The sequence below is a fragment of the Nocardia carnea NBRC 14403 genome (assembly GCF_000308515.1).
Lineage (GTDB): Bacteria > Actinomycetota > Actinomycetes > Mycobacteriales > Mycobacteriaceae > Nocardia > Nocardia carnea.
Genome location: NZ_BAFV01000019.1, coordinates 1 through 13,453 on the forward strand (window position 1 = coordinate 1; position 13,453 = coordinate 13,453).

The 13,453-nt window shown below is 68.5% G+C and carries 13 protein-coding genes; 4 read left to right on the forward strand and 9 right to left on the reverse strand.

The features are described from left to right. On the forward strand, nt 1-768 hold a 768-nt coding region (locus ON22_RS06470; RefSeq protein WP_218000685.1), incomplete at its 5' end, for an SDR family NAD(P)-dependent oxidoreductase. Nucleotides 769-851: 83 nt separating this feature from the next. Here the strand turns inward: ON22_RS06470 and ON22_RS06475 are convergent. Together ON22_RS06475 and ON22_RS06480 are read right to left on the reverse strand one after the other, a co-directional pair. Further along, a complete protein-coding gene (locus ON22_RS06475) occupies nt 852-2,447 on the reverse strand; it encodes a GMC oxidoreductase (RefSeq protein WP_033245536.1) in 1,596 nt (531 codons plus the stop codon). A gap of 177 nt (nt 2,448-2,624) precedes the next feature. Next, nucleotides 2,625-3,962 carry a lipase family protein gene (locus tag ON22_RS06480; protein ID WP_051157227.1) on the reverse strand — a complete coding sequence of 446 codons (1,338 nt, stop codon included), beginning with the start codon at nt 3,960-3,962 and terminating at the stop codon, nt 2,625-2,627. Between the two features lie 195 nt (nt 3,963-4,157). On the opposite strand from ON22_RS06480, the gene ON22_RS06485 reads away from it, so the two are divergent. Together ON22_RS06485 and ON22_RS06490 are read left to right on the forward strand one after the other, a co-directional pair. Continuing rightward, a complete protein-coding gene (locus ON22_RS06485) occupies nt 4,158-4,829 on the forward strand; it encodes a TetR/AcrR family transcriptional regulator (protein ID WP_051157228.1) in 672 nt (223 codons plus the stop codon). Nucleotides 4,830-5,281: 452 nt separating this feature from the next. After that, complete coding sequence (locus ON22_RS06490; protein ID WP_231508670.1) at nt 5,282-6,565, forward strand: GDSL-type esterase/lipase family protein; 1,284 nt, start codon at nt 5,282-5,284, stop codon at nt 6,563-6,565. Nucleotides 6,566-6,856: 291 nt separating this feature from the next. Here the strand turns inward: ON22_RS06490 and ON22_RS06495 are convergent, their stop codons facing one another. The 5 genes from ON22_RS06495 to ON22_RS06510 form a co-directional block, all read right to left on the reverse strand. Next, on the reverse strand, nt 6,857-7,183 hold the full coding sequence (locus ON22_RS06495) for a histone-like nucleoid-structuring protein Lsr2 (RefSeq protein ID WP_033245538.1): 327 nt from the start codon (nt 7,181-7,183) through the stop codon (nt 6,857-6,859). 171 nt (nt 7,184-7,354) lie between these two features. Further along, nucleotides 7,355-7,699 carry a DUF1801 domain-containing protein gene (locus tag ON22_RS06500; RefSeq protein ID WP_033245539.1) on the reverse strand — a complete coding sequence of 115 codons (345 nt, stop codon included), beginning with the start codon at nt 7,697-7,699 and terminating at the stop codon, nt 7,355-7,357. A 159-nt stretch (nt 7,700-7,858) separates the two neighbouring features. Further along, a complete protein-coding gene (locus ON22_RS06505; protein ID WP_197039695.1) occupies nt 7,859-9,547 on the reverse strand; it encodes a bifunctional 3'-5' exonuclease/DNA polymerase in 1,689 nt (562 codons plus the stop codon). Nucleotides 9,548-9,826: 279 nt separating this feature from the next. Then, nucleotides 9,827-10,096, reverse strand: coding sequence for a hypothetical protein (locus ON22_RS37835; RefSeq protein WP_231508671.1), 270 nt, complete (start codon nt 10,094-10,096; stop codon nt 9,827-9,829). Beyond that, a complete protein-coding gene (locus tag ON22_RS06510; protein WP_231508672.1) occupies nt 10,080-10,784 on the reverse strand; it encodes an Acg family FMN-binding oxidoreductase in 705 nt (234 codons plus the stop codon). The genes ON22_RS37835 and ON22_RS06510 overlap by 17 nt, the downstream gene beginning before the upstream one ends. 475 nt (nt 10,785-11,259) lie before the next feature. On the opposite strand from ON22_RS06510, the gene ON22_RS06520 reads away from it, so the two are divergent. Then, entirely contained in the window at nt 11,260-12,417 is a 1,158-nt protein-coding gene (locus tag ON22_RS06520; protein ID WP_033245772.1) for a DoxX family protein, read from the forward strand. Between the two features lie 120 nt (nt 12,418-12,537). Here ON22_RS06520 and ON22_RS06525 read toward each other — a convergent pair whose 3' ends face one another. Both ON22_RS06525 and ON22_RS06530 read right to left on the reverse strand, forming a co-directional pair. Beyond that, complete coding sequence (locus ON22_RS06525; protein WP_033245541.1) at nt 12,538-12,909, reverse strand: VOC family protein; 372 nt, start codon at nt 12,907-12,909, stop codon at nt 12,538-12,540. Nucleotides 12,910-13,009: 100 nt separating this feature from the next. After that, on the reverse strand, nt 13,010-13,453 hold a 444-nt coding region (locus ON22_RS06530), incomplete at its 5' end, for a hypothetical protein (RefSeq protein WP_043739893.1).

A 13,453-nucleotide genomic window follows, 5' to 3' on the forward strand; every position in this document is an offset into this window, starting at 1 on the left:
ACGGGAAATTTCGCTATGCACGATCTCGAAGGCCGGGGGTACATCGTCACCGGCGCAGCAAGCGGTATCGGCCTGGGCGCATGCCGGCGGCTGGTCTCGGCCGGTGCGGCGGTGGCCATGCTGGACCGCGATATCGGGAAACTGACTGCCGAGGCCGCCGATCTCGCGTCGCGGGGCACAGCCTTTGCCATCGGCTGTGACGTCGCTGACGAGGATTCGGTGACCGCGGCCGTGGCGGAATCGGCCGCGCGGTTACCTTCGGTCGCCGGTGTCTGCACCAGTGCGGGCGTTTTCGAAGCGCCCGACCTGCACGATCTCGAGGACCTCGATATGGCGGTTTTCGACCGTGTACTCGCGGTCAACCTACGCGGCACCGTCCTGGTGTTACGGGCGGTACTGCCACTGCTCGATGCCGGCGGATCGATCGTGACCGTCGCCTCGACCGCAGGGTTACGCGGGCACGGCTACGGAATGGCCTACACCGCCAGCAAGGGCGGCGTCGTCGCACTCACTCGGCGCACCGCCCTCCGCTACGGCCCCAAAGGTATTCGCGTCAACTGCGTCTGCCCCGGTGCCACCGCCGGCGAGGGACTCGGCTCGGTCTTCGACGACGAACAGACCGCGGCCCAGGCCTCGGCGGACCTGCCGCTGCGACGGATCGGGCAGGCCGACGAGGTCGGCGCCACCATCGCCGTCCTGCTGTCCGACGACACCAGCTACGTCACCGGACAGATCCTCGCCGTCGACGGCGGCATGGTGATCCGCTGACCATCCGCTCCCTGCACGCCGGCGCGACGATCAGCACGGTGGCCATACCGGCGGGCCCGTTCGGGCCCGCACGGCCTGATGGGTCAGATGAGCGTTCCGACATCCCGGGCGACGAGATTGTCCAGTGCTCGTTCGGCGACCGCGGCGATGGTCATCGACGGATTGCAGGCGGCGGTATTGCCGGGCATCAGCGCCCCGTCGAGAACGTAGAGGCCACGCTGGCCGTGCACGCGGCCGTCCAGGTCGCAGACCGTACCCATACTCGCGCCGCCCAGTGGATGCCAGGTGGAGGGGAACAATGCGTTCGTGTCCACCAGCGCGCTGCCCGGCCCGGCGATCCGGTGGACGGCCGGCCCGATATGCCCGTTCTGGATGGTGCTGTCCCCCTCGCGCGGCCAGTGCAGGACGGCGTCGTCGCGAGCGGCGTCGTAGCGGAACTCTCCGCGGCCTTCGCTGACTCCGTAGCCGACCATCATCGTGCTGCGCGTATCCAGCGCGAGCGGCGGTATGGAGGCTTGGATAACGGTGTGGGCGGTATGCGGGTCGGACCAGTTCAGACTGCCGTAGACCACCGGGCCACCCTGCGGCGCACCGAATCCCGCCGACGGATCGGACCACATGTAGATGCGGTCGGCGTTGGTCCCCCAGCCTGCGCCGACACCGTCGGGGAGATCGGGGATCGAGCCCTTGGCACCCGCACGCACGAGCAACCGGGTGGTGTTGAGGCTGCCCGCCGCCAGGATCAATGCACCGGCGGTGAGCACCTTGCGCTCCACCACCGCACCGGTTGTATCGAGACGCTGTACCCGCACAACCCAACGGCCGTCGGGCGCCCGCTCGATATCGGTCACCTCGTGCAAGGTCTCCACCCGCACCAGGCCGGTGGCTTCGGCTGCGGCGAGGTAGGTGACATCGACGGAATGCTTGCCGCCGTTGTTGACACCCATCGCACCGTCACCGTTGGTATACGAAGGTTTCATCTCACCGCGCAACTCGGCCAGCGCGAAATCCCAGTCGATCGGCATCGGAATCTTCGACAGCGGCATCCCTGCCCGCCGCACTCGATCGGCGAAAACGCGTGCTGCACGATAGTTCTCGGAAGCAACCAGTTCGTCGGGCGCCTCGGCCAACCGCAGCATCTTTGCCACCCGCGGGTAGTGCACCCGGTTCATGGCCTGCCAGTCCAGTTCCTGCGGAAAATGGGTGTTGAACACTTCTTCCGACGGTTGCAGCGACATCCCCTGATAGACCAGCGATCCGCCACCCACACCAGCCGCGCACAAGGCGGTCATATTCTCGCCCGGGATGGCTTCCACCAGACCGGTGTAGGGCTCGAACAGCAGCGGCCGGCCGAACAAGTTCGGACTGGAGCGGCACCAAAGCAGTCGTTTGTCCGGCGCGGTGGCCCGGGGAAACGTCTCGGAGTTCGGGCCGGTGGGCCAGCGCAGTCCCCGTTCCAGCACCGTCACCGGAACTCCCGCCCGGGCCAGCCGCAGGGCACTGACACCGCCCCCGAAGCCGGATCCGATCACCACCACCCGATGCTCTTCTCGGGTCAGCGCCACATTCTTCGATTGGGCCACGGCCGGGGCACGTGTCCCGGCCGCATGGGCGCCCAGCAGCGTGGCACCCGTGGCTGCGGCGCCGGTCAGCAGTGAACGGCGCGAGATTGCCTTCATCACTCGATCCTTCGGTCTTCATCGTGTCGTCGGAGACGACTCGAACAGTCCGCACAGCGCACGGCGGTACCGCACACCACCGGACGGTGGTGCGCGATACGACAGAGCCCTACGCCGCGCGGGCGGGAGCCCGCACGCCATTTCCGCGCGGGCGCAATATGTTCCGGTGGGCCGGAATCAGTCGATAGTGCAACCCTGGACGGGTTTACCGGCCAGGCGGTCCAGGAGATAGGTGATCGCATTGTCGGGCCCGAACCCGTCGATCATCTCCGGTCCGAAATGATTGGGGATGGTGGTTCCGGGCAGCAGCGGTGGCAGCTCGTTCGTACGGAATTCGACCGTGGCGCCCTTGGCGCACCAGTCGTCGGCGAGCTGCCGGGCCTGGTTGTAGGGGACGGTGTCGTCGTTGCGTCCACTGGTGATCAGCACCGGTGTGGCCGGCGTCAGGGTGCCCACTCGGAGGTCGGCCAGGGCCGGGGCAGCTTCCGGGATCGCCTGCAGGTGGGCGCCGAGCGGCCGGCCGTCGTGGGTGAGCGAACTGGTCTTCAGGAACGGGTAGCGGGTGATGATGTCGCCGATACAGGCGTCACTCAGCGCTGCCAGGGTGTCGCGACCGTACTGGCTGGTCACCCGGTCGACTGCTTTTTCCAGGTCGGGATAGCGCGCCAGCAGTCCGTTGATGGCGAAGCCGATCGCCCCGCCGATGAGGGCCCCGTCGATCCGCTCGAGGATCGCAGCCAGATCTGCCACCGGACCACCCGCCCAGGTGCCCTTCAGGTTCAACTCGGGCGCGTACTCGGGCTGCATCTCCGCCGCCGCCGCGACGGCCCCGCCACCCTGGGAGTAGCCCCAGAACACCAGCGGGGTCTCGGGACCGGTGCCGGCGAGATTGTTGGCCGCGCGTGCACCGTCGAGGACGGCATGCGCTTCCTCGATCCGGTTCGCGTAGGTGTGGATACCGGGGGTTCCCAACCCGACGTAGTCGGTCACCAGTACGCGCGCGCCGAGGCGACTCCACACCGCCGACGACGGCAGTTCCTGATTCGCGGACAAGGACGGCGAGGGGTCGGCGGTGATCGTGATCCCCGTCGAGAAGGCCTTCGACATGGCGCACCGGTCGCCCTGGCCCGATGTGCCGGGCCCGATCACGACAGTCGGCCGTGGACCGGCCCCGAGCCACGGCCCCGCGGCATCGATATAGGTCCCGGTGACCGCGACCGGCGATCCGTCCTGCAACCGGGTGGTGTACATGATGTGTTCCGCCTTGCCCGGCCATCCCTGCTCGGAGGGCAGGGTGGCCAGCAGCGACATCGGCTGGGTCCGGATCACGCTGCCGGGCTCGGCCGGGATCTGCGCGGGCGGACTGTAGAACTCGCCGGGCGCGGCCGCAGCCTCGGGTTGCCGGGTCGTCATCGCTACTACCGCAACGGCGCAGGCGACGGCCATCACGGCCGCAACCGTCCGAGCGCCCCGCGGCAGCACTCTCCGCCGGGAAATCCGCCCATGCTGATCCATCGATACCTCTCCATAACCTAGTCCCCGGACCCCCTGGGAGAGTGGCCCGGGTCGCACAGCCGTGCCCCGATGAAGCACGTCACAGCTGCGGCGTACCGGACAGTAACATAGTTACTCGGACTGTCCATACCGTCGTGCGGGCACCGCACGCGGTCCGGCTCGCACCGAGGAACCCGAAATCGCTACCGTGGACCTGTGAGTCCAGCACCGAAAGCAACGGCAGCCGACCAGATCGTCGGCGTCGTCCTCCACCTGCTGGAAACCGAAGGATACGAAGCCGTCCAACTTCGCGAAGTCGCCCGCCGCGCACACGTATCACTGGCCACCGTGTACAAGCATTTCGCCGACCGCGACGAACTGATCGTCGCCGCGGTCGAGCACTGGATGGCCACTCACAGCTTCACCGCCATGCAGAGACCGCAGCCGGGCGAAACGCTGCACGCCGGCCTGATGCGGGTCCTCGGATACGTCTTCCAACCGTGGGAGCGCAATCCCCGAATGCTGGAGGCCTACCACCGCGCCCGCACCGGGCCCTGCGGACACCGCCTCGACGCCCAGGGCGTCGAGGCAATGCAACCGATCCTCACCGCCCTCTTCGAGCGAGCGGACCCCACCTATGTCGAAGACATCTCGCTGGTGCTGAACAACCTCACCTACGCACTGATCGGACGCTTCGCCGACCACAACCTCGAAATCACCGAGATCCTGCCCATCCTCGACCGCGCGGTCCACCGCCTCACCCACGACAACCGCGCCGACGCAGCTGCTGCCGTAGCAGGTGGAGAGCACCGGCAATCCGGCCCCGACTCGATGATGATCGCTTCCCTCGCAACACCTTTCCGGGCAGCGGACCGAACACCGGACTGATCCGCCCCCGACCGGGCGGCCGTTCGACCGTCGAATCCGACCGCTCACCGCAGAATCCGTCACACTCACCGACAACAGTGCCCGGACAGTGCTTTCCGCACCCTCGGCTCGCCTACTTTTGCCGGCGAGGAAGTAACCGCCACGGGTTTCACAGATGCGGCGCCGCAATCTCGGCAGCATCCATCGATACGGCCGACGGAGCCGGTACCACCCCACTGTCTCCGACGCCGGCCGTGATCCGGCAACCGCCGCACGGTCCGCGGGCCGCTCCCCCGGCCCCCGGAACACGTGCGCAATTCGAGTGGGGAAACGGTTTCCACCACCGCGGCCCGCGAGAACGGCCACACCGGGCAGGAACGAAGGCCCGGACTCCACCGACTCGACGAAGAGTAGGCGAAATGCACAGTTTTCACGCACCCCCGGCCCGGTCCAGGGCATCCGTCGTCGCAGCCATGACCACACTGGTCATTGCGGCATCGGTGATGACAGGTGCCGGCCCCGCCACCGCGCAGCCGGGTGATCGGCACTGCGACCGGGAACGATTCGTCGCGGCGTGGACCGCCAGTCCCACCGATTCCCTGACCCCGCTGGATGCGTCCGGCGGGCCGGTCCCCCTGGCCGTCGATGACCAGACATTCCGGATGGTCATCACCCCGCACCTCGGCGGCGAGCACCTGCGACTACATCTCACCAACCGCTTCGGACAGGGACCGGTCACCTTCGCGGAGGTCACCGTCGGAGAGCAAACCGAAGGAGCAGCCGCGACCCGGATCCGGCCGGTCACCTTCAACGGCAACCGATCCGTCACCGTGGCCGCGGGCAGCGATATCGTCAGCGACCCGCTGTCGTTCCGGACCACTTCCGCGCGGCCCCTGGTCGTCGGTATCCACGTCGCCGGCCGGGCCGGCCCACCCACCAAACACTGGAACGCCAACGCGACCTCGTACTATTCACCACCAGGCAGCGGCAACCTCACCGGCCGGCCCGCAGCCGACCGGTTCACCTCCCGGACCGGGTCGTGGTTCTACGTCCACGCCCTGGACGTGCTCGCACCCGCCGGTACGCACGCCGTGGTGGCGTTCGGCGACTCCATCACCGATGGGTTCGTCGGCACGACCCCGCTGGGTATCCCGGCCGACCGCGCCGTGGCCGACACCGACAGCCGATACCCCGATTTCCTCCAGCGCAGACTCGATGCCGCGGGTATACCTGTCTCGGTCGTCAACGCGGGTATCGGAAGCAACCGCGTAGTCACCGGCGGTGAACCGTTCCTGCTGGGCCCGAGCGCCCTCGCCCGATTCGAACGCGACGCCCTGGACCACGCGGGGGTGAGCGGCGTCCTGGTACAGGAGGGGATCAACGACCTCGGACTGCCCCCAGCCGCCAGTGCCGCCCAGGTGATCGCCGGCTACGAGCAACTGATCACCGCAGCACACCACGCCGGGAAGAAGATTTGGCTGGGCACCCTGCTGCCCGCCTCCGATGCACTGATCGACGGTGTACTGCTCGCCCCCGGCAGCGAAAAAAATCGCCAGGAAATCAACGCGTGGATCCGCACCCAGCACCTCGCCGACGGCATCGTCGATTTCGACGCGGCCCTGCGCGACCCACACAACCCCGCGACCCTTCGGGCCGACTACTCCAGCCCCGACCGCCTCCATCCCAATCCGCTGGGATACCGCGCAATGGCCGAAGCTGTCGACCTCGCCATGATCACCCGGCCCCCTGACTGCTGACCGCCATGTTCAGTACCCCGATCTCCGCGTTCACCGAGACCGGCCGCAAGCCCCGGTCGCGCGTCAGAGCCGGCCGACCGGCGCCAACGGCAGCCGATAGTTCGCGAACGCTCGAAGGCACGGCCCACTGCGATGCGTATCGACGGCCCTGGACGCGTTCCGTCCGGACACGTCACCCGAAAATGTCAGCGGTGATGGACCTATGGTCACCGACAGGCCCGCGGCCGTGCTCGACTCCGCCGTGGCGACCGCGGCCGAGTCGAGACGACGCAACGCGCGGCATCGATGGGATCAACTCGCGGCGCGCTGATAGGCCTCCTGCACAGCGGCGGGGATACGGCCACGGTCCGGTACATCGTGACCGTTGTTCCGCGCCCACTCACGCACCGTTTTCGCGTCCTTCGACCGTCCGGCGACGAGCCCCTTGAGCCGGCCACGCCCGCCGATCCGCCGAGCGAACGGCACCCACTTCGCCATGCTCGCACGGAACTCCCGGGCATTCGCCTCGCTCAAATCGATCTCGTACAGCACCCCGTCGATACCGAACGACAGGGTCTCCGCCGCCGTGGACTCGCCGTCCATATCATCGACCACAGTGACAACAACTTTTCGCGCCACGCTCCATACCTCCACTCACCGACCCGCACGGATCACCCAAACTTCCCGCGGCACAGTAGCAGTCACCCATATCGGGCATCATGAGCAACGCCGGGCGAGCCGCCGATCCGAAAACCACGCCACCGCAGCGGTGTCGAGTCTCGGCCGAGCGTTACGTGGCGACGGGGGGTGCTAGAGGCTGCTGCTCGCCTTCGCCAAGAACCCGGCGAGCAGGTCGTAGTCGATATCCTGCCCCTCCGCGATATCAGCAGTCTTGCGCTCACCGTTGCCCATCGACCTGAGCACTCCCTTGACCGGCTCGATCTCCGAGGCGTTGAACACCATGAACGACACTTTGCTCTTGGCCGCATGGATCAGTGCCGCATGGTGCCCGTTCTTCAGGAAATGCGGTTTGCCGTACTGGATCTGTTCTTCGGCACCGGGGATCGTCGTGTGGACCATCGCACGCAACCGGCGGCACACCTCGATCTGCCACGGCAGCAATCTGTCGATGTACTGGGTTACTTCGTCGTTCATGGAGCACTCCTGGGAATTGGTCGGCCAGGGCCGCTCTGCTCCTGCGTCCGGCACAGGGACGAGTATTCACCGAATTCGGATTTCGGCGCGGCGAATTCGATGTTCTCGCGATCCTGCACCGGGCCGGCCGACCCTGCCGGCCATCGGGCACCCTGCTGCTCACGAGATCAGCGCGCCGGACGAGCCCTGCCCGACGTCCCCGTAGCACTCCACCACGGCCGTCGAGAAGGGAAACCGCACCGGTATCGGCCCGAAAGCCAACCGGCCCGCCGTATCGGCTGCGTTGGCGATCATTTCGGCGATCTGCGCCGCTTCCCCGTGCGGACAGTGCACGATCACCTCGTCGTGCTGGAAGAAGACCAGCTCGGCGCGGAGCCCGGCGCGGGTTATCGCGTGACGTAGACCCGCCAGGACCAGCAGGGCCCACTCGGCAGCGCTGCCCTGCACCACGAAGTTCCGGGTGAAACGGCCCCGGGCACGCGCGGCCGCGCCGGTGCCGTAGTCGCTGCCGACCGGCGGCTCCTGCCGGTCCGGGGTGGCGACCGATACCGGCGGGCACGTCCGCCCCAGCCAGGTCCGCACCAGCCGGCCCTCTTCACCGGCCCGCGCCGCTTCGTCGACATAGGCCACGGCGGCCGGATACCGGCGCCGCAGGCCGGCCAGATGGGTCAGCGCATCACCTGAGGTCTGGCCGTAGACGGCGCCCAGGAGCGCGAGTTTGGCCTGCGCACGGTCGCCACCGAAGCCACGGGCCGCCAGGTCGGCATACAGATCGTCGACTCGCCCGGCCGCCTGCACGAGTCCTGGATCGCGTGAGACGGCGGCGAGTATCCGCGGCTCCAGCTGGTCGGCGTCGGCGACCACCAGGCTCCAGCCCGGGTCCGCCCGGATGGCCCGGCGAATCACTTTCGGGATCTGCAGGGCACCACCGCCGTTGGTGGTCCAGCGACCGGACACCGTTCCGCCGGGGAGATACTCGGGACGGAAGCGTCCGCCGTGCACCCACTGTTCCAGCCAGGACCAGCCGTGGGCGGTGTAGAGGCGGTACAGGGTCTTGTAGGCCAGCAGCGGCTCCACCGCCGGATGTTCCACTCGTTGCAGCTCCCATTTGCGGGTGGAAGACAACTCGATTCCGGCGCGGGCGAAGGCTCTGATGATGTCGTTGGGCAGGTCCGGCCGGACCCTGGACCCGAACGCCCGCGATACTTCGTCGGCCAGTTCCGCCATCCGACGGGGTTGCGCCCCACCTGGATAGCGTTCACCCAGCAGCGTGTCCAGCAGCTCGCGGTGGAGATCGGCTCGCCATGGGATACCAGACCGCGACATCTCGGTCGCGACCAGCATGCCCGCCGATTCCGCGGCCAGCAACAGCCGCATCCGCTCCGGATGGCCGGTGGCCGCCGTGCGGGCGAGCTGGCCCGCGTAGACCTCGAGCAGGGCGGTGAATTCGTCCGTTCCGGCGGGCAACGGCACCGGGCCCGACTCGAACAGCGACGGCTGGAGCTCGGCGGCTCGCGCCGGAGCGTCCGGCGGCACCGGCAGGCCGTGCAGGCGAGCCCAGGCTGCCGCCAGGGACCGGGCCTGGCCGGCCTGCCCTTCCTCGTAGCCGATCAGTAAGGCCTCCGCGGCTTCCACGTCGTAACAGCGCTCGACCCGCACATCCGCCGCCAGGAGCGATCGGTAGATACCGGCAGTGGAACGCCACACCCACCTCTCGACTTCGGGACGCGTCCGCACCGCTTCGGCGAGCGACGGCTCGTGGACCACAGCTCCCGCGGGGCGCCCGTCCGGACCGAGCGGACACAGCACCGCACCACCGTCACCCCACTCCGCCACCGCCCATCGCACGTCCCGAGTCTGGCATCGGCGTCCGACAACCTCGGGGCAGTTCACCGCGAACCGCATTAATAGTTGAATGCGCATATCCAAGTATCGAAACATATCCGCCTCGCCCGCCAGGTGAAACAGCCGTCGCGATGCTGCAGCGTTCGCCTACCTATATCGCCTCGATCCCGGCCGACGATCCGGTCGCGATCGACCGGCAGAAGGCGCAGCAGGCACAGAACCAGGCGCAGCAGGCACAGAGCGAAACACACCGGTCGCCCAACCTATCGCGGCGCCGACGAGTCAGGCGGCTATGACCTCCGACACCGGGCGGCGTGGGGTTTCGGCGAGCGGTGCCGAGCTACCGGACGCCCAGCCGACGCGCACCATCGCCTGTGGGTAGGCGCAGTCGTGCAGGAGTCCGGTGCGGATCTCCTGACGGGAATCGAGCATGCCGAGCGGTTCGGTCTGCAGACTCGTCACCAGGCCGAGTCCGGTCGCGGTCAGCAGGAGGGCGCTGATCGCTTCGCCGGCGCGCAATTGAGCGCGGCGATCGTCACGGGGTGTGCCCACGACCAGCCATTGGGCGCCGTCGGGTTGCTCGGCGGGGTCCAGGAGAGCGGGTTCGGCGAAGCTGCGTACCGGGACCTCGCCGCTGTGCCGGGGGTGCGGGTGCGTTCCGGGAAGGAACACCGTCGGCGGTGCGGCCGGGACCGCTCCAGCGGGCGATCTCCGCCAGGTAGACCGGGTCGGCACTGTGCACTTCGGCGGCGTGGCGCATGGGTTCGGCCAGACGCGGCAGGAGAGGGTCCGGGACCTGCCGGACCGCGGCGCCGTAGGCGGAGACCTGGCCGGCGAGTGCGCGGATATGCCCGGCGGGGATCGGGCGGGGCAGGTAGCGGCGGCGGTCGGTGCGCCGCAGCAGGATGGCGGCGGCCTGCTCGATCTGGGCGTCGGTGGGTCGCTGCCGAGCCGTACGCACGGTGGCCAGATGGCCGGGGTCGGCGGGGTCCGGGCAGTATTCCACCCTTGTCGACCAATTCATCGCGGCCAGCGCGATACGCAGGTGATGTAGCGCCGCGCCACAGCTGATGATCAGGGCCCGCTGATAGGGGTCGGTGGCGGTGAGGTGGCGGTCGGGATCGGCGAAGAGCTGGATACCGGTGGGAGTCGGCCGCCACCGCCACGGCTGGGTGTTGTGGACGGACGGCGCTCGGACGGCGATATCGAGGGTCTCACCATCCGGGATCGCGGCGAACATGTGTGGTGTGTCCTTCCGATCACAGAGCTGGTTTCCGGATGTGGTCGCCGGTGCCCAGCGCCGGGGAAACCGGCACCCGGACGACGGCGTGATCACCGCGGCACGCCGACCGGTGAACCGCGGCCGCGACAGCGATTGCGCTGGTCCCGAGGGTAGACATTCGCGCCGAAGCCGGCATCGAGATATCGGCCGGGTATCCGGGGTTCGCGCCGGCCCGGGCATACAACAGGACCGGATTCCACAGCGCACCAGGAGATTCCGGTCTCGTCCGCGTACCTCACCCGGCAGTGGGTCACGGATGTGATGTTGGCCATGGCAGCCGCGGGCACGGATCGCCGGGGTACCGCGCCCGCGACACGCGTGAGGCCCCGCTGTTTCCCGTACCGAATGCCGGGTAGATCGCCAGTACGCTGGGCAACCTCCCCTGGTTTCCGGCTGTGACAGATGCGATACACCGAGGAAAGGGATGCATACCATGCTGATACGTCGGCTTGCCCGGCCGCTGCTGGCGAGTACGTTCGTCGCGAACGGCGTCGAAACCCTGATGCATCCGCAATCACGGGTAAAGGAAGCGTCGAACCTGGTGGTGAAAGGGCAGGAATCACTGCCGTCGAATATCGCATCGTCGCTTCCCTCCGACCCGGACACGATGGTCAAGGTGACCGCGGCCGTCCAGATCGCGGGCGGCACGCTGCTGGCGCTGGGGAAGGCACCGCGGCCCGCGGCGCTGGCCCTGGCGGCGACCGTGGTTCCGGCGACGGTCACCGAACAGAATTTCTGGGCCGAAACCGACCCGGCCCGCAAGGCCGCGAAGCGGACCGCGTTCCTGAAGGATATGGGTCTGCTGGGTGGGCTGATGATCGCCGCGGCGGATACCGCGGGCAAACCGTCGCTGGGCTGGCGTGGCCGGCGGGCCGCGCGTAAGGCCGCGGCCACGGTCGGCGGGGCGCTGCCGGCCGGCGCGTCCGGGCGTAACGGGTCCGGTGAGGCGGTGCGCCACCAGTTGCAGCAGGCCGCGGAGCGCGGCCAGGAGGTGGCGGGCACCGTCGCCGGCAAGGGGGCGGAGCTGGCCGAGCTGACCCGCGAGCGCGGCCCGGATTGGGCCGAAGCGGCCAAGCACCGCGGGTCCGAGTGGGCGGATATCGCCAAGCACAGGGGCAGTGAACTGGCCGAGGTCGCGAAACATCGCGGCGGTGAACTGGCCGATACCGTGCAGACCCGCGGACCCGGGTGGACCGAGGCCGCCAAGAGCCGCGCCGCCGAGATCGGCGATATCGCGAAGCACCGGAGCAGCGAATTGGCCGATACAGCGCAGGCGCGGGGCCCGGTATGGGCCGAGACGGCGAAGCAGCGGGCGGCGAGGCTGGCCGATGCCGCCAAGCACCGGGGCGAGGAAGTCGCCGAGGCCGCGAAGCATCGCGGCAACGAACTCGCCGGCACCGCCCAGGCCAAGGGCCCGGAGTTGACCGAGACCGCCAAGAAGCGGGCGGCCGGTCTTGCCGACTACTCGAAGAACCGGGGCGGTGAACTGGGCGCAGCCGCAAAAGAGCAGCGCGCCCAGTTGAAGAAGCAGCGGGCGCAGCTGGAGAAGGCCTACCGGAAGGGCCGGGCGGACGCGGCGAAACACCGCTGAAGTCGATAGGACGAATGCCCGGGCATGGTCACCATGTCCGGGCATTCGGCTTATCGGGGCCGGATCGGGCGCAGCCGCTCCAACGGCACAGTCCGTGCCACTACCGCTGCGGACACGCGGTTACTCGGGCCGGACCAAGCAGAAAGTATGTCCCACCGGGTCTGTGTACACCCGGAAGTTCTCCGTGGTCTGGATGAGGGTGGCGCCGAGGGCGAGCACCGCGGATTCGGCGACCTCCATATCGCTGACCCGGATATCCAGGTGGATCTGCTGGGATCCCGCCGGGTCGGGGAACTGCGGAGGCCGGTACTGCGGGGAGAGCTGGAAGGCCAGGCGGCGCCCCTGCGGGTCGGTCATCGCCACCCAGGTGTCGTCGCTTTCCGGCCGGACGATCTCCCCGCCGAGCAGGCCGAGATAGAACTCGGAAAGTTTCCACGGTTCCGGGCAGTCCAGCACGACTGTGCGCAAACCCTCGACACCTTCGGCGGCCATCGGTGGCCCTCCTTCCACAACCGGACAACGATCACGGCATACCCGGGCGGGCGCGGTGAAAAACGTCGCCGCTCCCCCGGTTCGCCGAGGTCGTCGCCGGTCAGGGAGTCGTCGCGACCACCTCGTAGACTTCACCCACGGCCGCGGTAAGCAGCCGTTCGGCCATTTCCTGCTTGAGCACCGTCAGCCGGGCCTCGTCTTCGGATGTCCGGCCGGTTTTCGCGCCGAGTGCGATGAACTCGTCGGTGACGAATCCCGCATCACGCAGCTGCACCCGCACGGTCCTGCCGCGGTAGCCGAATTCCCAGACATACCGGGCGAGAGTGGTCCCGCGGGAGGTCGCGGCGAGTGCGGAGTCGACGGTGAAACGATCTCCTGTGACGGCCCGCAGCGTCATCTCGATGGCGTCCCGGCCGCCCGGTCCGGGGAAAGCGGTGCGGACGGTGACCTCACGGCGCTCGACCTCGCCGAGCACGGCGACGGCCTGCTGCATGGCGCAGTAGGCGTGGGCGACGCCGCCGGGGAATCCCGGGCCGTGGTACTT

Coding starts and splice junctions, on each gene's coding strand:
- ON22_RS06480 (WP_051157227.1), bottom strand. CDS start 3,962: ATGGATCAGCATGGGCGGATTTCCCGGCGGAGAGTGCTGCCGCGGGGC.
- ON22_RS06475 (WP_033245536.1), bottom strand. CDS start 2,447: ATGAAGGCAATCTCGCGCCGTTCACTGCTGACCGGCGCCGCAGCCACG.
- ON22_RS06490 (WP_231508670.1), top strand. CDS start 5,282: ATGACCACACTGGTCATTGCGGCATCGGTGATGACAGGTGCCGGCCCC.
- ON22_RS06500 (WP_033245539.1), bottom strand. CDS start 7,699: ATGAACGACGAAGTAACCCAGTACATCGACAGATTGCTGCCGTGGCAG.
- ON22_RS06520 (WP_033245772.1), top strand. CDS start 11,260: ATGCTGATACGTCGGCTTGCCCGGCCGCTGCTGGCGAGTACGTTCGTC.
- ON22_RS06525 (WP_033245541.1), bottom strand. CDS start 12,909: ATGGCCGCCGAAGGTGTCGAGGGTTTGCGCACAGTCGTGCTGGACTGC.
- ON22_RS06510 (WP_231508672.1), bottom strand. CDS start 10,784: ATGTTCGCCGCGATCCCGGATGGTGAGACCCTCGATATCGCCGTCCGA.